22 protein-coding genes are annotated in these 22621 nt (G+C 62.9%); 9 read left to right on the top strand and 13 right to left on the bottom strand.

Annotation, left to right across the window (positions count from 1 at the left end):
• Positions 1 to 36: 36 nt before the first annotated feature.
• Together HU770_RS13450 and HU770_RS13445 are read right to left on the bottom strand one after the other, a co-directional pair.
• Positions 37 to 477 (bottom strand): NUDIX hydrolase, encoded by a 441-nt coding sequence (locus HU770_RS13450; protein WP_186663853.1) that lies wholly within the window; start codon positions 475 to 477, stop codon positions 37 to 39.
• Between the two features lie 152 nt (positions 478 to 629).
• Complete coding sequence (locus HU770_RS13445) at positions 630 to 2855, bottom strand: NADP-dependent isocitrate dehydrogenase (RefSeq protein WP_095064360.1); 2226 nt, start codon at positions 2853 to 2855, stop codon at positions 630 to 632.
• 414 nt (positions 2856 to 3269) lie between these two features.
• On the opposite strand from HU770_RS13445, the gene icd reads away from it, so the two are divergent.
• Entirely contained in the window at positions 3270 to 4526 is a 1257-nt protein-coding gene (gene icd, locus HU770_RS13440) for an NADP-dependent isocitrate dehydrogenase (protein ID WP_033696730.1), read from the top strand.
• A 69-nt stretch (positions 4527 to 4595) separates the two neighbouring features.
• On the opposite strand, the gene cspD is transcribed toward icd, so the two are convergent.
• Complete coding sequence (cspD, locus tag HU770_RS13435) at positions 4596 to 4856, bottom strand: cold shock domain-containing protein CspD (protein WP_033696731.1); 261 nt, start codon at positions 4854 to 4856, stop codon at positions 4596 to 4598.
• A gap of 230 nt (positions 4857 to 5086) precedes the next feature.
• Here cspD and clpS point away from each other — a divergent pair, with 230 nt between their 5' ends.
• Together clpS and clpA are read left to right on the top strand one after the other, a co-directional pair.
• On the top strand, positions 5087 to 5449 hold the full coding sequence (gene clpS / locus HU770_RS13430; RefSeq protein ID WP_003251220.1) for an ATP-dependent Clp protease adapter ClpS: 363 nt from the start codon (positions 5087 to 5089) through the stop codon (positions 5447 to 5449).
• Positions 5450 to 5479: 30 nt separating this feature from the next.
• Positions 5480 to 7750, top strand: coding sequence for an ATP-dependent Clp protease ATP-binding subunit ClpA (gene clpA / locus HU770_RS13425; RefSeq protein WP_186660157.1), 2271 nt, complete (start codon positions 5480 to 5482; stop codon positions 7748 to 7750).
• A 156-nt stretch (positions 7751 to 7906) separates the two neighbouring features.
• On the opposite strand, the gene infA is transcribed toward clpA, so the two are convergent.
• The 3 genes from infA to aat form a co-directional block, all read right to left on the bottom strand.
• Positions 7907 to 8125: a translation initiation factor IF-1 gene (gene infA, locus HU770_RS13420; RefSeq protein ID WP_002553999.1), complete on the bottom strand. Its 219-nt coding sequence runs from the start codon at positions 8123 to 8125 to the stop codon at positions 7907 to 7909.
• Positions 8126 to 8227: 102 nt separating this feature from the next.
• Positions 8228 to 8935 (bottom strand): arginyltransferase, encoded by a 708-nt coding sequence (locus HU770_RS13415; protein ID WP_033696734.1) that lies wholly within the window; start codon positions 8933 to 8935, stop codon positions 8228 to 8230.
• Positions 8936 to 8992: 57 nt separating this feature from the next.
• Positions 8993 to 9673 carry a leucyl/phenylalanyl-tRNA--protein transferase gene (gene aat / locus HU770_RS13410; RefSeq protein ID WP_047581837.1) on the bottom strand — a complete coding sequence of 227 codons (681 nt, stop codon included), beginning with the start codon at positions 9671 to 9673 and terminating at the stop codon, positions 8993 to 8995.
• A gap of 361 nt (positions 9674 to 10034) precedes the next feature.
• Between aat and HU770_RS13405 the strand changes: the two genes are divergently transcribed.
• The 6 genes from HU770_RS13405 (at position 10035) to cysG (ending at position 17600) form a co-directional block, all read left to right on the top strand.
• A complete protein-coding gene (locus HU770_RS13405) occupies positions 10035 to 12503 on the top strand; it encodes a DNA translocase FtsK (RefSeq protein WP_186663852.1) in 2469 nt (822 codons plus the stop codon).
• A 61-nt stretch (positions 12504 to 12564) separates the two neighbouring features.
• The gene (lolA, locus tag HU770_RS13400) at positions 12565 to 13188 is read left to right on the top strand and encodes an outer membrane lipoprotein chaperone LolA (protein ID WP_033696739.1); all 624 of its coding nucleotides are present in this window, start codon (positions 12565 to 12567) and stop codon (positions 13186 to 13188) included.
• Positions 13189 to 13200: 12 nt separating this feature from the next.
• The gene (locus HU770_RS13395) at positions 13201 to 14526 is read left to right on the top strand and encodes a replication-associated recombination protein A (protein WP_186663851.1); all 1326 of its coding nucleotides are present in this window, start codon (positions 13201 to 13203) and stop codon (positions 14524 to 14526) included.
• Positions 14523 to 14897 (top strand): fluoride efflux transporter CrcB, encoded by a 375-nt coding sequence (gene crcB, locus HU770_RS13390; RefSeq protein WP_033696741.1) that lies wholly within the window; start codon positions 14523 to 14525, stop codon positions 14895 to 14897. The genes HU770_RS13395 and crcB overlap by 4 nt, the downstream gene beginning before the upstream one ends.
• 30 nt (positions 14898 to 14927) lie before the next feature.
• Positions 14928 to 16208: a serine--tRNA ligase gene (serS, locus tag HU770_RS13385; RefSeq protein WP_033696744.1), complete on the top strand. Its 1281-nt coding sequence runs from the start codon at positions 14928 to 14930 to the stop codon at positions 16206 to 16208.
• Positions 16209 to 17600: a siroheme synthase CysG gene (gene cysG, locus HU770_RS13380; protein ID WP_186660140.1), complete on the top strand. Its 1392-nt coding sequence runs from the start codon at positions 16209 to 16211 to the stop codon at positions 17598 to 17600.
• 34 nt (positions 17601 to 17634) lie between these two features.
• On the opposite strand, the gene HU770_RS13375 is transcribed toward cysG, so the two are convergent.
• The 7 genes from HU770_RS13375 to HU770_RS13345 form a co-directional block, all read right to left on the bottom strand.
• Positions 17635 to 18597, bottom strand: coding sequence for a glutathione S-transferase family protein (locus HU770_RS13375; protein ID WP_186660138.1), 963 nt, complete (start codon positions 18595 to 18597; stop codon positions 17635 to 17637).
• A gap of 95 nt (positions 18598 to 18692) precedes the next feature.
• Positions 18693 to 19694 carry a glycosyl transferase family protein gene (locus HU770_RS13370; RefSeq protein ID WP_186660136.1) on the bottom strand — a complete coding sequence of 334 codons (1002 nt, stop codon included), beginning with the start codon at positions 19692 to 19694 and terminating at the stop codon, positions 18693 to 18695.
• Complete coding sequence (locus HU770_RS13365; protein ID WP_186660134.1) at positions 19691 to 20026, bottom strand: TusE/DsrC/DsvC family sulfur relay protein; 336 nt, start codon at positions 20024 to 20026, stop codon at positions 19691 to 19693. The genes HU770_RS13370 and HU770_RS13365 overlap by 4 nt, the downstream gene beginning before the upstream one ends.
• Entirely contained in the window at positions 20023 to 20319 is a 297-nt protein-coding gene (gene tusB, locus HU770_RS13360) for a sulfurtransferase complex subunit TusB (RefSeq protein ID WP_186660131.1), read from the bottom strand. Before tusB ends, HU770_RS13365 begins: the two co-directional genes overlap by 4 nt.
• Complete coding sequence (tusC, locus tag HU770_RS13355) at positions 20319 to 20678, bottom strand: sulfurtransferase complex subunit TusC (protein WP_033696752.1); 360 nt, start codon at positions 20676 to 20678, stop codon at positions 20319 to 20321. Before tusC ends, tusB begins: the two co-directional genes overlap by 1 nt.
• A 1-nt stretch (position 20679) precedes the next feature.
• Positions 20680 to 21072, bottom strand: coding sequence for a sulfurtransferase complex subunit TusD (gene tusD / locus HU770_RS13350; protein ID WP_033696753.1), 393 nt, complete (start codon positions 21070 to 21072; stop codon positions 20680 to 20682).
• A 117-nt stretch (positions 21073 to 21189) separates the two neighbouring features.
• The gene (locus HU770_RS13345) at positions 21190 to 22569 is read right to left on the bottom strand and encodes a uracil-xanthine permease family protein (protein WP_033696754.1); all 1380 of its coding nucleotides are present in this window, start codon (positions 22567 to 22569) and stop codon (positions 21190 to 21192) included.
• Positions 22570 to 22621: the final 52 nt, after the last annotated feature.

Genomic DNA, 22621 nt, shown 5'->3' with positions numbered 1-22621 from the left:
GAAAAACGCCGATTCTATCAAACCCGAGGCCGCGCGTCAGTCGCGCAGCAGGGCGAGGCTGTGCAGCGGGCCGGCCAGGTAGTCGTCGAGGCAGCGCGGCACCAGCTCGCTGCGCCAGCGGCTAGGGTCGGCGAGCAGCTCGTCGCGGGTCAGCCAGACGGCGCGGACGATGTCGCTGTCCAGCCCCAGGTCGGCGTGATGGCGCACCGGGCGCGCGGCGAAGCAGATGCGCTGGTAGGTCACACCATTGCTGGGTGCGGTGTACAGGTAGATGCCGACCACGCCGGTCAGTTCGACTTCCCAGGCGGTTTCTTCGAGGGTTTCGCGCAGGGCGGCCTGGGGCAGGGTTTCGTTGGGTTCCAGGTGGCCAGCGGGCTGGTTGAAAACATGCTGGCCAGCTTTGAACTCTTCGACGAAGAGGAATTTGCCCTCGTGCTCGACGACGGTGGCGACGGTGATATGGGGTTGCCAGGACACGGTCGATTCTCTCCCTAAGTAGCAAGTTTCAAGCTGCAAGCCACAAGTCGAAGCAGTACGCGGGCTGCTTTGACTTGTGGCTTGCAGCTTGCGGCTAAAAAGCACAAACCCCGGTGCGTGGCCGGGGTTTGTGGTGTTACATCAAGCGTACCTTACAGAGCGGCAATGGCGCTGTTGAAGGTCTGGCTTGGGCGCATTACCTTGGCGGTCAGCTCGGCATCCGTGGCGTAGTAGCCACCGATGTCGGCCGGCTTGCCCTGAACGGCGTTGAGCTCGGCGACGATGGTCGCTTCGTTCTCGGCCAGGGTTTTAGCCAGCGGGGCGAAGCGCGCCTGCAGGGCGGCGTCGTCAGCCTGGGCGGCCAGGGCTTCGGCCCAGTACAGGGTCAGGTAGAAGTGGCTGCCGCGGTTGTCGATGCCACCGACTTTGCGCGAAGGCGACTTGTTGGTGTCGAGGAACTTGCCGGTAGCTTGGTCCAGGGTGTTGGCCAGGACCTTGGCACGCGGGTTGTCGTAGGTGTTGCCCAGGTGCTCCAGGGAAGCGGCAAGGGCCAGGAACTCACCCAGCGAGTCCCAACGCAGGAAGTTCTCTTCGACCAACTGCTGCACGTGCTTGGGTGCCGAACCGCCAGCGCCGGTTTCGAACAGGCCACCGCCGTTCATCAGCGGTACGATCGACAGCATCTTGGCGCTGGTGCCCAGCTCCATGATCGGGAACAGGTCGGTCAGGTAGTCGCGCAGCACGTTGCCGGTCACCGAGATGGTGTCCTTGCCTTCGCGGATGCGGGCCAGGGAGAACTTGATGGCGTCGACCGGGGCCAGGATACGGATGTCCAGGCCGGTGGTGTCGTGATCCTTCAGGTACTGCTGCACCTTCTCGATCATCACGCCGTCGTGGGCGCGCGCCGGGTCCAGCCAGAACACCGCCGGGGTGTTGCTCAGGCGGGCACGGTTGACGGCCAGCTTGACCCAGTCCTGGATCGGCGCGTCCTTGGTCTGGCACATGCGGAAGATGTCACCCGCTTCGACGTTCTGCTGCAGCACGACCTGGCCTTTGCCATCGACCACACGCACCACGCCATCGGCCTGGATCTGGAAGGTCTTGTCGTGGGAGCCGTACTCTTCGGCTTTCTGCGCCATCAGGCCGACGTTCGGTACGCTGCCCATGGTGGTCGGGTCGAAGGCGCCGTTGGCCTTGCAGTCTTCGATGGTGGCCTGGTAGATGCCGGCGTAGCAGCGGTCCGGGATGATCGCCTTGGCGTCCTGCAGCTCACCTGCGGTGTTCCACATCTTGCCCGAGTCACGGATCATGGCCGGCATCGAGGCGTCGACGATGACGTCGCTCGGCACGTGCAGGTTGGTGATGCCTTTGTCGGAGTTGACCATGGCCAGGGCCGGGCGAACGGCGTACAGGGCCTGGATGTCGGCTTCGATCTCGGCCTGCTTGTCAGCTGGCAGGTCCTTGATGCGGGCGTACAGGTCGCCGATGCCGTTGTTGGCGTTGAAGCCCACTTCAGCCAGTGCGGCGGCATGCTTGGCCAGCACGTCGTTGTAGAACGCTTCGACGATGACGCCGAACATGATCGGGTCGGAGACCTTCATCATGGTGGCTTTCAGGTGTACCGACAGCAGCACGCCAGAGGCCTTGGCATCGGCGATCTGCTCGGCGATGAAGGCTTGCAGGGCCTTGCGGCTCATGGTGGCGCAGTCGACGATCTCGGCAGCTTTGACCGCAGTCTTGGCTTTCAGAACGGTGGTGGTGCCGTCTTTACCGACCAGCTCGATGCGCAGGCTGTCGTCAGCCTCGATCAGCGCGGCCTTTTCGCTGCCGTAGAAGTCGCCTTGGGTCATGTGGGCAACGTGCGACTGCGAGTCGGCAGCCCAGGCGCCCATCTTGTGCGGGTGCTTGCGTGCGTAGTTCTTGACCGACAGCGGGGCGCGGCGGTCGGAGTTGCCTTCGCGCAGTACTGGGTTGACGGCGCTGCCCTTGATGCGGTCGTAGCGGGCGCGGGATTCTTTCTCGGCCTCGGTGGACGGCTCGTCGGCGTAGTCGGGGATGTTGAAGCCTTTGCCTTGCAGTTCCTTGATCGCGGCCTTGAGCTGCGGTACCGAGGCGCTGATGTTTGGCAGCTTGATGATGTTGGCTTCAGGCGTGGTAGCCAGTTGGCCCAGTTCCGCCAAGTGATCGCCTACTTGCTTCTCGGCGCCCAGTTGCTCCGGGAAAGCCGCGAGGATACGGCCAGCCAGGGAAATGTCGCGAGTTTCGACGGCGATGTCAGCCGAGGCGGTGAACGCTTCGACGATCGGCAGCAGCGAGTAGGTGGCGAGGGCAGGGGCTTCGTCGGTGAAGGTATAGATGATCTTGGAACGGGTGGGCATGCGGTTTAACTCTCTATGTGCTGAGCGTACTCGAGTCTCGAGGTGCGCAGGGTAGGCGCTTCGCCCTGGCGACGCCATGAGCGGAAAGTCGAGAGGCTGCGAGCGGTGATGGTGGATGCATCAGTCGAGCGTCAAGTGCTGAACTGCGGTAACAGCCCAGGCTTCGTGGCCGTTCTTGGCCAAGGGCGAGCCGCATTTTCCAAGGGTTCGCCCCGATGACCCTACGGTCGCGGCGCAGTATATCAAACCAATCGGGCTATTCAGCAAGGCGAAGTGACATCGGCGCCATTTATAAGACCAAAGACGTAGGGGCAATGTGGCGCGTTGTCGCAGTGCTTGCAGGTCAGCAGATGTGGTTTAGGCTCAGTGGATCGCACGATGTCCAATCACACCCGAAAGCGGAGTAGTGCAAGCATGGGATACCAGAAAATCAAGGTTCCGACCGACGGCACCAAGATCACCGTCAATGCAGACCATTCGCTCAATGTGCCCGACAACCCCATCATTCCCTATATCGAAGGCGACGGGATCGGCGTCGATGTCTCGCCGGTGATGATCAAGGTGGTGGATGCTGCCGTACAGAAAGCCTACGGCGGCAAGCGCAAGATTGCCTGGATGGAGGTGTACGCGGGCGAGAAGGCCACACAGGTCTATGACCAGGACACCTGGCTGCCGCAGGAAACCCTCGATGCGGTGCGTGAGTACGTGGTGTCGATCAAGGGGCCGCTGACCACACCGGTCGGCGGTGGCATCCGCTCACTCAACGTTGCCTTGCGCCAGCAGCTTGACCTGTACGTGTGCCTGCGCCCGGTGGTGTGGTTCCAGGGCGTGCCGAGCCCGGTGAAGAAGCCTGGCGATGTCGATATGGTGATCTTCCGTGAGAACTCCGAAGACATTTATGCGGGCATCGAATGGAAGGCCGGCTCGCCCGAGGCGAACAAGGTGATCAAGTTCCTCAAGGAGGAAATGGGCGTCACCAAGATCCGCTTCGACCAGGACTGCGGCATTGGCGTCAAGCCCGTCTCCAGGGAGGGCACCAAGCGCCTGGTGCGCAAGGCGTTGCAATACGTGGTGGACAACGACCGCGAATCGCTCACGCTGGTGCACAAGGGCAACATCATGAAGTTCACCGAAGGTGCCTTCAAGGACTGGGGTTACGAGGTGGCCCGCGACGAGTTTGGCGCCGAGCTGCTCGACGGCGGCCCCTGGATGAAGTTCAACAACCCCAAGACCGGTCGCGAGGTCATCGTCAAGGATGCCATCGCCGACGCCATGCTCCAGCAGATCCTGCTGCGCCCGGCCGAGTACGACGTGATCGCCACCCTCAACCTCAACGGTGACTACCTGTCTGACGCCTTGGCGGCGGAAGTGGGCGGTATCGGCATCGCGCCGGGCGCCAACCTGTCCGACACCGTGGCCATGTTCGAAGCTACCCACGGCACCGCGCCCAAGTATGCCGGGCAGGACAAGGTCAACCCGGGCTCGGTGATTCTGTCGGCAGAGATGATGCTGCGCCACATGGGCTGGACCGAGGCGGCTGACCTGATCATCAAGGGCACCAACGGCGCGATTGCCGCCAAGACCGTGACCTACGACTTCGAGCGCCTGATGGAAGGGGCGAAGTTGGTGGGCAGTTCAGGCTTTGGCGATGAGATGATCAAGCATATGTGAGGCAAGAGAAAACCGGTCGCCTGGCTAAAGAGGCGACCGGTTTTTTCGTATACCGACACGGAGCAGGGTTCAGGCTCTGGCGGTTTCGCTCGCGGTCTGGCTTTGGGCCTTGGCAGCCGCAGCGGTAACGGCGTCCATTATCTTGACCGCGTGCAGGCCTTTGGGGCCCTGGATGATTTCGAATTCCACGGCCTGGCCAGCCTTGAGCGTTTTGTATCCGTCCATCTGGATGGCCGAGTAATGAGCGAACAGGTCATCGGATTTACCATCCTCGTTGATGAATCCGTAGCCCTTGGCATTGTTGAACCACTTGACTTTACCGCTTGCCATCCCTATGTCCCTCTGCAAAGGACTCCATCACTGGAGTATCATCCACTTCATCCGCATACGAACCATGCGAAAAATCTGGTTGACTGCGCGGATCTTTATCGACCACGGTGGGTTCTTATTGGTTGTAACACCGTTTTGCCGATAGTCAAGGTCAGGCGGCGCGTGCGCCGTAGGCGAACTTTGCGCTCAACCGACAACTTTAACCTGTCGATCATGATGAAATTCTTTCCATGCATGCACCCAGTGAGATTCGACTAACATTCAATCAGGATCGCCCGCAATCGAATGAGGACGACGGCTCAGGTCTTGCTGTCCAGGAAGCCAAGCCGATCCTGCAGGCGCCACCGATGTACAAGGTGGTTTTGTTCAACGATGACTACACACCGATGGATTTCGTCGTCGAAGTGCTCGAGACGTTCTTCAGTCTGAACCGCGAGCTGGCGACCAAGATCATGCTGACCGTCCATACCGAGGGGCGGGCAGTGTGCGGATTGTTTACCCGTGACATCGCCGAAACAAAGGCCATGCAGGTCAACCAATACGCCAGGGAAAGCCAGCATCCGCTACTCTGTGAAATCGAGAAGGACGGTTAATCGCCGACCACTTGGGTATGAGGTGAAGCTATGTTAAACCGCGAGCTCGAAGTCACCCTCAATCTGGCCTTCAAGGAGGCTCGTTCGAAACGTCATGAATTCATGACCGTCGAACATCTGCTGCTGGCACTCCTTGACAACGAGGCTGCCGCGACCGTTCTGCGCGCCTGTGGCGCCAATCTCGACAAACTCAAGCACGACCTGCAAGAGTTCATCGATTCCACCACGCCCCTGATTCCGGTCAACGATGAAGACCGCGAGACCCAGCCAACCCTGGGCTTCCAGCGTGTGCTGCAGCGTGCCGTGTTCCATGTGCAAAGCTCCGGCAAGCGCGAAGTGACCGGCGCCAACGTGCTGGTGGCGATCTTCAGCGAACAGGAAAGCCAGGCCGTGTTCCTGCTCAAGCAGCAGAGCGTGGCCCGGATCGACGTGGTCAACTACATCGCCCATGGCATTTCCAAGGTGCCGGGCCATGGCCCGAACACTGAAGGCGACCAGGAAATGCAGGACGAGGACGGTGGCGAAGCGTCATCGTCGAGCAACCCGCTGGATGCTTACGCCAGCAACCTGAACGAGCTGGCCCGCGCCGGGCGCATCGACCCGCTGGTCGGGCGCGAGCAGGAGGTCGAGCGCGTCGCGCAGATTCTGGCGCGTCGGCGCAAGAACAACCCGCTGCTGGTGGGTGAGGCCGGGGTGGGCAAAACTGCCATTGCCGAAGGCCTGGCCAAGCGTATCGTCGACGGTCAGGTGCCTGACCTGCTGGCCCAGAGCGTGGTGTACTCCCTCGACCTGGGTGCGCTGCTGGCCGGCACCAAGTACCGTGGCGACTTCGAGAAGCGTTTCAAGGCGCTGCTCGGCGAGCTGCGCAAGCGCCCGCAGGCGATCCTGTTCATCGATGAGATCCACACCATCATCGGTGCCGGTGCGGCGTCTGGTGGGGTCATGGATGCATCCAACCTGCTCAAGCCGCTGCTGTCGTCTGGCGACATTCGCTGCATTGGCTCGACTACCTTCCAAGAGTTTCGCGGCATCTTCGAGAAGGACCGTGCCCTGGCGCGACGCTTCCAGAAGGTCGATGTCAGCGAGCCTTCGGTGGAGGACACCGTGGGCATCCTGCGCGGGCTCAAGGGCCGGTTCGAGAGCCATCACAACATCGAGTACAGCGACGAAGCCCTGCGCGCCGCCGCCGAGCTGGCCTCGCGCTACATCAATGACCGGCACATGCCGGACAAGGCCATCGACGTGATCGACGAGGCGGGTGCCTACCAGCGCCTGCAGCCAGAGGCGAACCGGGTCAAACGCATCGACGTGCCGCAAGTTGAAGACATCGTCGCCAAGATTGCACGGATTCCGCCGAAGCATGTCAGCAGCTCCGACAAGGAACTGTTGCGTAACCTGGAGCGTGACCTGAAGCTGACCGTGTTCGGGCAGGACCCTGCCATCGACTCGCTGTCGACCGCGATCAAGCTGTCCCGTGCCGGGCTCAAGGCGCCTGACAAGCCGGTCGGCTCGTTCCTGTTCGCCGGGCCTACCGGTGTCGGCAAGACCGAAGCGGCGCGGCAGCTGGCCAAGGCGCTGGGCGTAGAGCTGGTGCGCTTCGACATGTCCGAGTACATGGAGCGGCATACCGTTTCGCGCCTGATCGGTGCCCCGCCCGGTTATGTCGGGTTCGACCAGGGTGGCCTGTTGACCGAGGCAATCACCAAGCAGCCGCATTGCGTCCTGCTGCTGGACGAAATCGAGAAGGCCCACCCGGAAGTCTTCAACCTGCTGCTGCAGGTGATGGACCACGGCACGCTGACCGACAACAACGGGCGCAAGGCGGACTTCCGTAACGTGATCCTGATCATGACCACCAACGCCGGGGCTGAAACCGCGGCGCGGGCTTCGATCGGGTTTACCCATCAGGACCATGCGTCCGATGCCATGGAAGTCATCCGCAAGAGCTTCACGCCGGAGTTCCGCAACCGTCTGGACACCATCATCCAGTTTGGCCGCCTGAGCCACGAGACGATCAAGAGCATCGTCGACAAGTTCCTCATCGAGCTGCAGGCCCAGCTGGAAGACAAGCGTGTGCTGCTGGAAGTCAGTGATGACGCCCGCGGCTGGCTGGCGGCCTCGGGCTACGATGTGCAGATGGGCGCGCGGCCAATGGCGCGGCTGATCCAGGACAAGATCAAACGGCCACTGGCCGAGGAGATCCTGTTTGGCGAGCTGGCCGAGCATGGTGGCGTGGTGCACGTCGACCTGCGCGATGGCGAGCTGGTGTTCGACTTCGAGACCACGGCTGAGGTGGCGTGACAGTGGGGCCGCTATGCGGCCCTTTCTCACCGTACCTGCAGGTTACCGCGATCCTGTAGGAGCGGCCTTGCGTCGCGAAAGGAGGGCAAAGCCCTCCCAGTTCTTCAACCCCAAAAAAAAGCCCGGCACATGGCCGGGCTTTTTCATGGCTTGGGCTTAGCGCGCACGGTAAGTGATGCGGCCTTTGCTCAGGTCGTAAGGTGTCAGTTCGACGCGGACCTTGTCGCCAGTGAGAATACGAATGTAGTTCTTGCGCATCTTTCCGGAGATGTGCGCGGTTACGACGTGCCCGTTTTCCAACTCCACGCGGAACATGGTGTTGGGCAGGGTGTCGACGACAGTACCTTCCATTTCGAAGCTGTCTTCTTTCGACATGCAGTTGAGCCCTCGGTGTCCAGTGTTGGCCCGACGCATAACCGCACCGGGCAAAAAAGTGGCGTGGATTATGCCGGAAAATAGTGTTTCAAGCCAATGCTTTCAGTTGAGGGTGACCCAGCGCTGGTTGATCAGCAGCTCGATGGGTCGATACTGCGTCTTGTAGTTCATCTTCTTGCAGTTCTTGATCCAGTAGCCGAGGTAAACCGCCTCAAGATTCTGGCGCAGGGCTTCGGTGATCTGCCAGAGGATGGCGAAACGGCCCAGGCTGCGGCGCTCTTCATCGGGCTCGTAGAAGGTGTACACCGCCGACAGGCCGTTAGGCAGCAGGTCGCACACCGCCACCGCCAGCAGGCGCCCCGCCAGGCGGAACTCGTAGAACCAGCAGAACGGCAGGTCGCGCACCAGGAAGGTGGAGAACTGGTCGCGGCTGGGCGGGTACATGTCGCCGTCGGCGTGACGGGTCTCGATGTAGCGCCGGTACAGGTCGAAGTACTCTTCCTTGAATGCCGGGCGTGCCGCGGTCACGGTCAGGTCGGCGTTGCGCTTGAGGATGCGGCGCTGCTGGCGGTTGGGGATGAAGCGCGCCGTCGGAATGCGCGCCGGCACGCAGGCATTGCAGTTTTGGCAGTGGGGGCGGTAAAGGTGGTCGCCGCTGCGCCGAAAACCCATTTCAGACAGGTCGGCATAGACGTTCACGTCCATCGGCTGGCTGGGGTCGAGAAACAGCGTGGTGGCCTGCTCCTCGGGCAGGTAGCTGCAGGAGTGGGGCTGAGTGGCATAGAACTTCAACCGCGCCAACTCTGTCATGATCAACCCCTTCGGTGAGACTTTGCCTTTAAGTGTAAGCCAGCTCTGGGAACTCGCCTAGGGAACCCAGGTGGCGCTGTTGGGCTGGTCAAGGTAACGCGCGAGGTACCCGGCAAACTCGGCGCGGCTGATGGCGCGGGCGCCAAGGCTGTGCAGGTGGTTGGTCGGCATCTGGCAGTCGATCAGGACAAAACCGGCCTGGCGCAGGTGCGTGACCAGCGTGACGAAGCCGACCTTGGAGGCATTGTCGGCGCGGCTGAACATCGACTCGCCGAAGAACAGGCGGCCCATGGCCAGGCCATACAGGCCGCCGACCAGCTCGCCGTCCTGGCGCACTTCCACTGAATGGGCGTGGCCGCGACGGTGCAGCTCGCAGTAGGCGGCGCGCATGGTGTCGGTGATCCAGGTGCCGTCGGCATAGTCGCGGGGTGCGGCGCAGGCGGCGATCACGGCGGCGAAGTCGGTGTCGAAGGTGACCTGGTAGTGGCCCTGGCGGATGAATTTGGCCAGCGAGCGCGAGACGTGCAGCTCATCTGGCAACAGCACCGTGCGGGGGTTGGGTGACCACCAGAGGATCGGCTGGCCCTCCTGGTACCAAGGGAAGCAGCCATGGCGGTAGGCCTGCACCAGGCGTTCGGGGCTCAGGTCGCCGCCGGCGGCGAGCAGGCCGTTGGGTTCATGCAGGGCCTTTTCCAGGGGCGGGAAGGTCAGCGAGTCGCGGGTCAGCCAGGTGAGCATGGTCTATTGTGCGGTGGGGGAGGGGAGCGGCCAGCATGGCGCGGCTGAAAAGCAGGGTCAATCGCTGTCGCTCATTCGCCAAGGTACGAGCAACCGTTTAGGTAATTTCCTACACATTCATGAGGCCACAGGCACCATCCGGGACATTTGCTGTCATACCTGTGCAAAAACACAGCATAAGCCTTTGTCACAAAAGAAAATGCATGCTCAAATTGCAGCTAAGTGAAAGTAGCCCCCTCAAGCCCATGTGCGGCGCGCCGTCATGGCGGCTGACGGGCAGTAATGTTAAAAGTAGTGGTTCATTGGCCATGCATTGGCCGATCACTATTGGACGCGCAGCACGCGCAGGAATAGACGCGTTTTGAAGAAATCCACCGCAACTCCAGCTCCCTTGCCAGTGCCCCTGTGGCGGCAGCAGCTGCACTATCGCCTGAAGGAAGGTGCGTTGATCGCCGTCGGCGCCATGTGCCTGTACCTGTGGATGGCGCTGCTGACCTACGACACGTCCGACCCTGGCTTCAGCCACACCAGCAACGTCGACCAGGTGCAGAACGCCGCCGGGCGAGCAGGGGCCTACTTCGCCGACATCCTGTTCATGGTGCTGGGCTATTTCGCCTACATCTTCCCGCTGCTGCTGGCGATCAAGACCTTGCAGATCTTCCGCGAACGCCACCAGGCCTGGGAATGGAGCGGCTGGCTGTTCTCCTGGCGGCTCATCGGGCTGGTGTTCCTGGTGCTGTCGGGCGCGGCCCTGGCGCATATCCATTTCCACCCGCCGGCGAGCATACCGTTCTCTGCCGGGGGCGCCCTGGGCGAAAGCCTGGGCGAGCTGGCGCGCAACCTGCTGAACGTGCAGGGCAGCACGCTGATGTTCATTGCCCTGTTCCTGTTTGGCCTGACGGTGTTCACCGACCTGTCCTGGTTCAAGGTGATGGACCTTACCGGCAAGATCACCCTCGACCTGTTCGAACTGGTGCAAGGCGCCGCCAACCGCTGGTGGGAAGCCCGCAACGAGCGCAAGCGCCTGGAGGCCCAGTTGCGCGAGGTCGATGAACCTGACTTCGGCGCGGTGGCAATGGCCGCCCAGAAGCGCGACCCGGCCAAGCCACCGCTGCGCGAGCGCAGCGTCGAGCGTGACGATGTGCCCGCCCGGCCTGTAGCCACGCCGCCTGCTGCGCCGCGTGAACCCGTGGTGGCGCGTGAGGCCGTGGTGCCCCGCGAGCAACCTGCGGCCCCGGTAATCGTCCCGCCCGCGCCGGCCAAGGCGCCGGAACCGAGCAAGCGTGTGATGAAGGAGAAGCAAGCGCCGCTGTTCGTCGACAGCGCCGTGGAAGGCACGTTGCCGTCCATTTCCATCCTCGACCCGGCCGAGCAGAAGAAGATCGAGTACTCGCCGGAGTCCCTGGCCGGCGTCGGCCAGTTGCTGGAAATCAAGCTCAAGGAATTCGGCGTGGAAGTCTCGGTGGACTCCATCCACCCAGGCCCGGTCATTACCCGTTACGAGATCCAGCCAGCGGCCGGGGTAAAGGTCAGCCGTATCGCCAACCTGGCCAAGGACCTGGCGCGCTCACTGGCAGTGACCAGCGTACGGGTGGTCGAGGTGATCCCGGGCAAAACCACTGTGGGTATCGAGATCCCCAACGAAAACCGGCAGATGGTGCGCTTCTCCGAAGTGCTGTCGTCGCCGCTGTTCGATGAATCCAAATCCCCGGTCGCACTGGCCCTGGGCCATGACATCGGCGGCAAGCCGGTCATCACCGACCTGGCCAAGATGCCGCACCTGCTGGTCGCCGGTACCACCGGTTCCGGTAAGTCGGTGGGTGTGAACGCGATGATCCTGTCGATCCTGTTCAAGTCCGGGCCCGAAGACGCGCGGCTGATCATGATCGACCCGAAGATGCTCGAACTGTCGATCTACGAAGGCATCCCGCACCTGCTGTGCCCGGTGGTCACCGACATGAAGGATGCCGCCAACGCGCTGCGCTGGAGCGTGGCCGAGATGGAGCGGCGCTACAAACTGATGGCCGCCATGGGGGTGCGTAACCTGGCCGGCTTCAACCGCAAGATCAAGGATGCCCAGGAAGCCGGCGAGGTCATTCACGACCCGCTGTACCGCCGCGAGAGCATGGACGACGAGCCGCCAGCACTGAAGACCCTGCCGACCATCGTGGTAGTGGTGGACGAGTTTGCCGACATGATGATGATCGTCGGCAAGAAGGTCGAAGAGCTGATCGCCCGTATCGCCCAGAAGGCGCGGGCCGCCGGTATTCACCTGATCCTTGCCACCCAGCGTCCGTCGGTTGACGTGATCACTGGCCTGATCAAGGCCAACATCCCGACCCGCATGGCGTTCCAGGTGTCGAGCAAGATCGACTCGCGCACCATCATCGACCAAGGCGGTGCCGAGCAGTTGCTTGGCCACGGTGACATGCTGTACATGCCGCCGGGCACCAGCCTGCCGATTCGTGTGCATGGCGCGTTCGTTTCCGACGACGAAGTGCACCGCACGGTGGAGGCCTGGAAGCTACGTGGCGCGCCGGACTACAACGACGACATCCTCAACGGCGTCGAAGAGGCCGGCAGCGGCTTCGAAGGCGGTGGTGGTGGCGGTGACGGCGACGATTCGGAAAGCGATGCGCTGTATGATGAGGCGGTGCAATTCGTGCTAGAAAGCCGTCGAGCCTCCATTTCGGCGGTGCAGCGCAAGCTGAAGATCGGTTACAACCGCGCCGCACGCATGATCGAGGCGATGGAGATGGCCGGCGTGGTCACCCCCATGAACAGCAACGGCTCGCGGGAAGTGATTGCCCCAGGCGGCCCGCGCGATTGATGAACACATTGCCGGGCGCCTCGAGGGCGCCTGGTTCATAGACTGCCCTACGAGGATTTCCATGCGCGCGATTCGCATGCTGTTGGTTTCTGCCCTGGCCATGGGCTCTGTGTCGGCCCACGCCGGCGAGCTGGACGTAAAGCGCCTGACCCAGTTGCTGGAAAAGTCGCAAACCATCGATGCCAAGTTCTCTCAACTGACGTTGGGTGCCGACGGCACCAGCCTGCAGGAAACTGCCGGGCAGATGACCGTCAAGCGCCCGGGCCTGTTCTACTGGCATACCGATGCCCCGCAGGAGCAGGTAGTGGTGTCCGATGGCAAGATGGTCACCCTGTGGGACCCGGACCTGGAACAGGCCACCATCAAGAAGCTCGATGTGCGCCTGAACCAGACCCCGGCGCTGTTGCTGTCCGGTGACGTGTCGAAGATCAGCCAGAGCTTCGATATCGACTCCAAGGAGCAGGGCGAAGTGATGGACTTCACCTTGAAGCCGAAAACCAAGGACACCCTGTTCGACTCGCTGCGTGTTTCGTTCCGCAAGGGCCTGATCAATGACATGCAACTGATCGACAGCGTCGGCCAGCGCACCAACATCCTGTTCACCGGGGTGAAGGCCAACCAGGCGGTGCCGGACAGCAAGTTCAAGTTCGATGTCCCGAAAGGCGCGGACATCATCCAGGAGTAAGCGGAGCCCGTGATGGACCTGTTTCGAAGCGAACCCGTCGCCCAGCCCCTGGCTGCTCGCCTGCGCCCGTCCAACCTGGACGAGTACGTCGGCCAGGAGCACCTGCTGGCGCGCGGCAAGCCGCTGCGCGAGGCGCTGGAGCAGGGGGCTTTGCACTCAATGATCTTCTGGGGCCCGCCCGGGGTCGGCAAGACCACCCTGGCGCGGTTGCTGGCGCAGTTCTGTGATGCCCACTTCGAAACCGTCTCGGCGGTGCTGGCGGGGGTCAAGGAAATTCGCCAGGCGGTCGAGGTGGCCAAGCAGCAGTCGGCCCAGTATGGCCGTCGGACTATCCTGTTCGTCGACGAAGTGCACCGCTTCAACAAGTCCCAGCAGGACGCTTTTCTGCCCTATGTGGAAGACGGCACGCTGATCTTCATCGGCGCCACCACCGAAAACCCCTCCTTTGAGCTGAACAATGCCTTGCTCTCGCGGGCGCGGGTGTACGTGCTCAAGAGCCTGGACGAGCCGGCCCTGCGCAAGTTGGTCGACCGGGCCCTCAGCGAGGAGCGCGGCCTGGGCCAGCACAACCTGCGGGTTGGCGACGAGGCCTTCAAGATGCTCATGGCTGCCGCCGACGGCGATGGCCGGCGCATGCTCAATTTTCTCGAAAATGCCTCGGACCTGGCTGAAGATGGCAGCGAAATTGCTGTCGAGCTGCTGCAAAGCCTGCTCGGCGACAGCCGCCGCCGTTTCGATAAAGGGGGCGAGGCGTTCTATGACCAGATCTCGGCGCTGCACAAGTCGGTGCGCGGCTCCAACCCCGATGCGGCCTTGTACTGGTTCGCGCGCATGCTCGATGGTGGCTGCGACCCGCTGTACATCGCCCGTCGCGTGGTGCGCATGGCCAGCGAAGACATCGGCAACGCCGACCCTCGCGCCTTGAGCCTGTGCCTTTCGGCCTGGGACGTGCAAGAGCGCCTGGGCAGTCCCGAGGGTGAGCTGGCAGTCGCCCAGGCCATCACCTATATCGCCTGCGCGCCGAAGAGCAACGCGGTGTACATGGGCTTCAAGACCGCCCTGCGCGAGGCCGCCGAGCACGGCTCGCTGGAGGTGCCGCTGCACCTGCGCAACGCCCCGACCAAATTGATGAAGCAACTGGGCTATGGCGATGAGTACCGCTACGCCCATGACGAGCCCGATGCCTACGCGGCGGGTGAAGATTACTTCCCCGACCAGCTTGAACCCCGCCAGTACTATCAGCCCGTCCCCCGTGGCCTGGAGCTGAAGATCGGCGAGAAGCTTCGGCACCTGGCCGAGCTGGATCGCAGCAGCCCCCGACAACGGAGAAAACCGTGATTGCACTGATCGCCGCCGTCAGTGCGGGCGGTGTCGCCGGCACGTTGCTGCGCTTTGCCACCGCGAACTGGGTGGTTGCCCACTGGCCACGGCACTTCTATCTCGGTACGCTGGCGGTCAACCTGATCGGCTGCCTGCTGATCGGCCTGCTCTACGGCCTGTTCTTGCACAAGCCGATGGTGCCGGCCGAGCTGCGCGCCGGCCTGATGGTCGGCTTTCTTGGCGGCTTGACGACGTTTTCCTCTTTTTCGCTCGATACCGTACGCCTCATGGAAAGCGGGCAGATGCCCCTGGCTTTGGGCTATACCGGTATCAGCGTGGTGGGCGGGCTGCTCGCGACCTGGGCCGGCCTGTCCCTGACCCGATTCTGAACCAACACTTACATATAACGAGAGAACGATATGCTCGATTCCAAACTGTTACGCGGCCAACTTCAGGAAGTGGCGGATCGCCTGGCCTCCCGTGGCTTCAGCCTGGATGTCGCGCGCATCGAATCACTGGAAGAGCGCCGCAAGGCGGTGCAGACCCGCACCGAGCAGTTGCAGGCCGAGCGTAACGCCCGCTCCAAGTCCATCGGCCAGGCCAAGGCAAAAGGCGAGGACATCGCGCCGCTGATGGCCGATGTCGAGCGCATGGCCAATGAGCTGGCAGCCGGCAAGGTCGAACTGGACGGCATCCAGGCTGAACTGGACGCCATCCTGCTGACCATCCCCAACCTGCCGGACGCCAGCGTGCCGGTCGGCGCCAGCGAAGACGACAACGTCGAAGTGCGCCGTTGGGGCACGCCGACAGCGTTCGACTTCGAAATCAAGGACCACGTCGCCCTGGGCGAGGTCAGCGGTGGCCTGGACTTCGAAGCCGCTGCCAAGCTGTCTGGCGCACGCTTTGCCGTGCTGCGTGGCCCGATCGCCCGCCTGCACCGCGCCCTGGCGCAGTTCATGATCAACCTGCACACCGGCGAGCACGGCTACGAAGAACACTACACCCCGTACCTGGTACAGGCACCGGCCCTGCAGGGTACCGGCCAGTTGCCCAAGTTCGAGGAAGACCTGTTCAAGATCACCCGTGAAGGCGAAGCCGACTTCTACCTGATCCCGACGGCCGAGGTTTCGCTGACCAACCTGGTCGCGGGTGAAATCCTCGATGCCAAGCAACTGCCGCTCAAGCTGGTCGCCCACACCCCGTGCTTCCGCAGTGAAGCCGGCGCTTCGGGCCGTGATACTCGCGGCATGATCCGCCAGCACCAGTTCGACAAGGTCGAGATGGTGCAAGTGGTCGAGCCGTCCAAGTCGATGGAAGCCCTGGAAGGCCTGACAGGCAACGCCGAGCGTGTGCTGCAACTGCTGGAGCTGCCGTACCGCGTACTGGCGCTGTGCACCGGCGACATGGGCTTTGGTGCGGTGAAGACCTACGACCTGGAAGTGTGGGTGCCAAGCCAGGACAAGTACCGCGAGATCAGCTCCTGCTCCAACTGCGGTGACTTCCAGGCCCGTCGCATGCAAGCCCGCTGGCGCAACCCGGAAACCGGCAAGCCAGAGCTGGTGCACACCCTCAATGGCTCTGGCCTGGCGGTAGGCCGCACCCTGGTGGCGGTCCTTGAGAACTATCAGCAGGCCGACGGTTCGATCCGTGTGCCTGAGGTGCTCAAGCCGTATATGGGTGGCGTCGAGGTCATCCGCTAAATGGATTACCTGCCACTGTTCCACAAGCTGCAGGGCGGCCGGGTACTGGTTGTCGGTGGCGGTGAAATTGCCTTGCGCAAGGCGCGCCTGCTGGCTGATGCCGGCGCCGCGCTGCGCGTGGTGGCGCCCGAGGTTGATGGCCAATTGGCTGCATTGGCCCGGGAAGGTGGCGGTGAGGTGCTGGTGCGCGGTTATCAGGCGTCCGACCTGGTCGGTTGCCGGCTGGTGATCGCGGCCACCGACGACCCTGGGCTCAACGCTCAGGTGTCGGCCGATGCCCAGTCGCTCAACCTGCCGGTCAATGTGGTGGATGCGCCGGCCCTGTGCACGGTGATCTTCCCGGCCATCGTCGACCGCTCGCCGTTGGTGGTGGCTGTCTCCAGTGGCGGTGATGCGCCGGTCTTGGCGCGCTTGATTCGCGCCAAGCTGGAGGCGTGGATCCCTTCGGCGTACGGCGAACTGGCCGGGTTGGCCGCGCGTTTCCGGCACCAGGTCAAACGCCTGTACCCGGACGTCAACCAGCGTCGCGGTTTCTGGGAAAACGTATTCCAGGGCCCGGTTGCCGAGCGCCAGCTGGCCGGGCAGGGCGCCGAGGCCGAGCGCTTGTTGCAGGCGATGGTCGATGGTGCGCCGGTGCAGCAGGGCGGTGAGGTGTATCTGGTGGGCGCGGGGCCGGGCGATCCGGACTTGCTGACCTTCCGTGCCTTGCGCCTGATGCAGCAGGCCGATGTGGTGCTGTACGACCGCCTGGTGGCCCCGGCCATCATCGAGATGTGCCGGCGTGATGCCGAGCGTATCTACGTGGGCAAGCGTCGCGCCGAGCATGCCGTGCCGCAGGACCAGATCAACCGTCTGCTGGTCGACCTGGCCAAGCAGGGCAAGCGTGTGCTGCGGCTCAAGGGTGGCGATCCGTTCATCTTTGGGCGGGGTGGCGAGGAGATCGAAGAACTGGCCGAGCAGGGCATCCCGTTCCAGGTGGTACCGGGTATTACTGCGGCCAGTGGTTGCTCTGCCTACGGCGGCATCCCGCTGACCCATCGCGATTATGCGCAGTCGGTGCGCTTCGTGACCGGGCACCTGAAGGACGGGACCAGTAACCTGCCTTGGAATGACCTGGTGGCGCCGAACCAGACCCTGGTGTTCTACATGGGGCTGGTGGGCTTGCCGACCATTTGCGCCGAGCTGATTCGTCATGGGCGTGCGGCCAGCACACCTGCGGCGCTGGTGCAGCAGGGGACGACGCGTAATCAGCGGGTGTTCACCGGTACCCTGGCGGATTTGCCGAGCCTGGTCGCCCAGCATGAAGTGCATGCGCCGACCCTGGTGATTGTCGGGGAAGTGGTGCAGTTGCGTGAGAAGCTGGCTTGGTTTGAGGGGTCGCAACAAAGCTGAAATCGAACGGGGCCGCTTTGCGGCCCCGGCGTTATCAGCTATTAAGCCATATCCCACGCCCCGCCAAACGCTCCCGATCATGCGCCAGGCCAAAGTCCTGCAGCGGCCCCTTGGGCACGATCCCATTCGGGTTGATGGTCTTGTGGCTCATGTAATAGTGCTTCTGGATGTGCTCCATATCCACCGTCTGCGCCACCCCTGGCCACTGGTATAGCTCGCGCAGCCAGTTTGACAGGTTCGGGTAATCGGCCAGGCGCCGCAGGTTGCACTTGAAGTGCCCGTGATACACCGCGTCGAAGCGCACCAGCGTGGTGAACAGGCGCACATCGGCCTCGGTCAGGTACTCACCGGCCAGGTACCGCTGGCGGCTCAGCAGCGCTTCCAGATGAGCCAGCTCATTGAACACCTCGTCGAATGCCGCTTCGTACGCGTCCTGCGTCGTGGCGAAACCTGCGCGGTATACGCCATTGTTCACCGCCGGGTAGATCCGCTCGTTCAGTGCGTCGATCGTTGGGCGCAACGGCTCTGGGTACAGGTCCAGGCGATTGCCGGTCAACTCGTCGAAGGCACTGTTGAAGATGCGGATGATCTCGGACGATTCGTTGTTGACGATGCGCTTCTCTTTCTTGTCCCAGAGCACCGGCACGGTGACACGCCCAGTGTAATGCGGATCATCCTGGGTATAGCGTTGGTGCAGGAACTCGAGGCCGTCGAGGTGATCGCCGCTGGAGCCCTGCTGCTGGTCGAAGGTCCAGCCGTTTTCTTGCATCAGCCAGCTCACCACCGACACATCGATAAGCGGCTCCAGGCCCTTGAGCGCACGCACGATCAGGGTGCGGTGGGCCCATGGGCAAGCCAGCGAGACGTACAGGTGATAGCGGCCGGCTTCAGGCGCGGGCAGGGAGTTGCGGCGCTGGGCGTTTTCGCGTTTGAAGGCGCCGTCTTTGCCTGTTTCATACCACTGGTCGTGCCAGCGGCCGTCGATCAAAAGGCCCATGCTGAGCTCCTCGGAACAAAGTTGTTTGTCGTTGGAGCCCAGTCTAGGGAAAATCGTTCGAACAAATAGCGCAAAGACTCGGGGTCTTTGATCGATTAAATCGATGTGTTGCGTTCGCTCCAGTAACGGCGCGCGGTGGCGAAGGCGTCTTCACGATGCTGGCCAAGGCCGCGCAGGGCCAAAGCCATGGTGGCGACCACCGCCATTTCGCCGTAACTGTCCTCGGCATCACCTTGCCACACGGCAAGCAGCTGCTGCGGTTGCAGGCTAGGCGGTTTGACGTGACGCCGTTCGCTCAGGGCTGGCCACTCTTCATCCCAGGCCTCGCCAGCGCTGGTGCCGTAGAGGTGGCTGATGACGTCGGGGTTGACTTCGATTTCGCCGCCGTCGCCCTTGATCACCACGGCGTGGTCGCCGAGCAGGCGGCTGGCTTCGCGGTGCACCGCCTGGTAGCCCGGGTGGAAGATGCTCTGCAGGCCGCAGCGTGCGCCCAGCGGGTTGAGTACCCGTGCCAGCGAATGAATCGGCGAGCGCAGGCCCAGGGTGTTGCGCAGATCAATCATGCGTTGCAGCTGCGGCGCCCAGTCTTGTAGCGGGAAGAACGCCAGGCGCTGCTGGTCGAGCGCGGTACCGACTGTGGACCAGTCACGGCACAGTGGGATGTGCAGCAGTGCAAGCAGTTGTTCGGTGTACATGCGCCCGGCGGTATGGGCACCGCCACCATGCATCAGGATACGCACGCCGTTGTTGGCCAGGCACTTGGCGGCCAGCAGGTACCAGGGCAGGTGACGTTTCTTGCCGGCATAGGTGGGCCAGTCCAGGTCCACGGCAATATGCGGGGCCTGCAGGTGCGCGCGCAGGGCCTCGGTGAAGCCGGCCAGTTCCTCGGCGCTTTCTTCCTTGTGGCGTAGCAGCATCAGGAAGGCACCCAGTTGAGCGTCTTCGACCTTGTCCTCCAGCAGCAACGTCATTGCTGTATGGGCTTCCTCGCGGGTCAGGCCGCGCGCGCCGCGCTTGCCTTTGCCAAGTATGCGCACGAATTCGGCGAACGGGTGTTCGGCGGGGGTTTGCAGGGTGAGCGGGCGTGGTTCGATCATATGCAGTTGGTCGGCTTGGGCAGGCCCGCCAGCTTGGCGGCAAGTTTGGCGGGAGTGCCGTTGAACAGGCGGTTCAGGTGCGCGCTGTTGCCCTTTTCGGGCCCCAGCTTGAGGGCGGTGTACTTGATCAGTGGGCGTGTGGCCGGGGAGAGCTGGAATTCCTGGTAGAACTGGCGCAGCAGTTCGAGGATTGCCCAGTGGTCCTCGGTCAACGGGATACCTTCGCGTGCGGCGAGGGCATTGGCAACGGCAGGGGACCAGTCTTGCAGGTCGACCAGAAAACCGTCTTTGTCCAAGGCAATCGCCTGATCACCAACATTGAGGGTACTCATAACCAGCTGTTGACCTTGTCGTAATGCAGTGACAGCTGGACGAATGCGGCGTAGTCCACGGGCGTGGCCAGGTGGTTGGCAACTGCGCGGGCTTGTAGGTCTTCGTCGAGGGCGAACAGGCGCTGGCTGAGGTTTGCGCCCTGCAACAGGCGCTGTGGTTCGCTGCCGGTGTGCAGTGCATAGACCGCATCGCCACACAGCAGCAGTGCATCGTCGGCACCTAGCAGGCGCAGGCAGCTGGCCAGCCGGTTGTCGCCAAAGGGCGAATGGGCAATTACATGCAGGGTCGTCATCAGAGCGTTACCACCTGGTCGAAACGGGCGATCAATGCAGCCAGGGCCGCGTCGTCCAGCACTTGTACGGGCAGTTCCAGGGTGTCGGCTGCCAGGCCGCGCTGGCGCAAGCTGTGGCTGCAGGCGAACAGTGCTTCTACGCCGAACATCGGCAAGGCCTGCAGGTTGGCGCCAAGGTTTTTCTGTTGCAGGGCGGTGGGCTGCTGGCCTGGGGCAAGCTGGAACACACCGTCATCGAGGAACAGCATGCCCAGCGGCAGGTCGAACGCGCCCCCGGCCAATGCGATGTCCAGCGCTTCGCGGGCCGATGGGCCGTTCCAGGGGGCCTGGCGGCTGATGATCAACAAGGACTTGGCCATTTCAATCGCCTCCGAAGCAGATCAGGCGATCGGCACTCTGCGCCGCCTCGTGCAGTTGGCCGAGCCCCGACAGCTCCCAGGGCTTGGGCAGGTTCGCGGCCGGGCGTTGATAGCGGCTGGCCTCGGCTTCGTCGAGCACGCCACGGCGCAGGGCGGCGGCAATGCACACCACAGCGTCCAGTTGGTGGCTGTCGATGAAGGTGCGCCATTGGGCGGCGACATCCAGCTCATCCTGAGGGGTGACCACATTGGCCGAGGCACTGTGTACCCCGTCCTGGTAGAAGAACAGCCGGGCAATCTCATGCCCGCCGGCCAGCACCGCCTCGGCAAAGCGCAGCGCGCGGCGCGAGGAGGGCGCATGGGCCGGGGAAAATACCGCGATAGCGAATTTCATGGACAACTCATGCAAGGGAATGCCGCCATGATAAAGCAAAAAAGCCCATCCCCGCTTATGCAACGGCCTTGTGGCCTTGCGCAAAGGGGTGGGCTTTTCAGCTGAGGCGCCGAATGATCAGGCGCGCTCTTTACTCTCTGGCAGGAACCAGTTCAGTACCAAGGCGCAGATACCGCCGGTAGCGACGCCGGACTCCAGCACATTGCGGATTGCCGCTGGCATGTGGGCCAGAAACTCTGGCACCTGAGCCACACCCAGGCCCAGCGCCAGCGATACCGCGATGATCAGCAGGGCGCGACGGTCCAGCTGAGTGCTGGCCAGAATGTTGATGCCCGAGGCCGCTACCGCGCCGAACATGACCATGGCCGCACCACCGAGTACCGGCTCCGGTACCGCCTGGATCACCCCGGCAACCGATGGGAACAAGCCCAGCAGCACCAGCATGACAGCGATCCAGATGCCGATGTGACGGCTGGCGATGCCGGTCAGCTGAATGACGCCGTTGTTTTGGGCAAAGATCGAGCTGGGGAAGGTGTTGAACAGGCCAGCCAGCAGCGAGTTGGCGCCGTTGACCAGCACCCCGCCCTTGATCCGTTGCATCCACACCGGGCCTTCGACTGGCTGGCGCGAGACCTTGCTGGTAGCCGTGACGTCACCGATGGCTTCCAGCGACGTCACCAGGTAGATCACCAGCATCGGAATGAACAGCGCCCACGAGAAGCTCAAGCCAAAGTGCAAAGGTGTTGGCACCTGGAACAGCGCGGCCTCGTGCATGCCGGTGAAGTCCAGGCGGCCCAGGTAGCCGGCCAGTGCATAACCGACCGCCAGGGCGATGACGATGGCGCAGCTGCGCATCCAGACCACCGGGATGCGGTTGAGGATGACGATGATCGCCAGCACCACACCCGACAGCAGCAGGTTCTCGCCATTGGCGAAAGTGCCATTGGCCATCGCGCCAAAGCCGCCGCCCATGCTGATCAGGCCGACCTTGATCAGGGTCAGGCCGATCATCAGCACGACGATGCCGGTCACCAGCGGGGTGATCAGGCGTTTGACGAACGGCAGGATGCGCGACACGCCCATTTCCACGAAGGAGCCCGCAATCACCACGCCGAAGATGGCTGCCATCACGCCTTCAACCGGCGTGCCTTGCTTGACCATCAACGCGCCACCGGCAATCAGCGGCCCGACGAAGTTGAAGCTGGTGCCTTGGACAATCAGCAGCCCCGCACCGAACGGCCCGAAGCGCTTGCACTGGACGAAGGTGGCGATACCGGAGATCACCAGCGACATCGACACGATCAGGTTGGTGTCACGTGCCGAGACGCCAAGCGCCTGGCAGATCAGCAGGCCCGGCGTGACGATTGGTACGATGATCGCCAGCAGATGCTGCAGCGCCGCCAGCAGGCCGATCAGCAGCCGCGGCTTGTCCTCAAGGCCAAGCACCAGTTCATTGGCAGGCGCCGATGCGCCTGGGCTGTGTTCGTGTGAGCTCATTGCACAAAGCTGCCCTGGGAGAAAAAAGGAGCGCATTCTACGGGCTGAGGCG

The sequence above is a fragment of the Pseudomonas sp. SWRI68 genome (assembly GCF_014269165.1).
GTDB lineage: Bacteria > Pseudomonadota > Gammaproteobacteria > Pseudomonadales > Pseudomonadaceae > Aquipseudomonas > Aquipseudomonas capeferrum.
The sequence above is the reverse complement of the archived record's forward strand: the minus strand, read 5'-3'. Positions and strand labels throughout refer to the sequence as shown.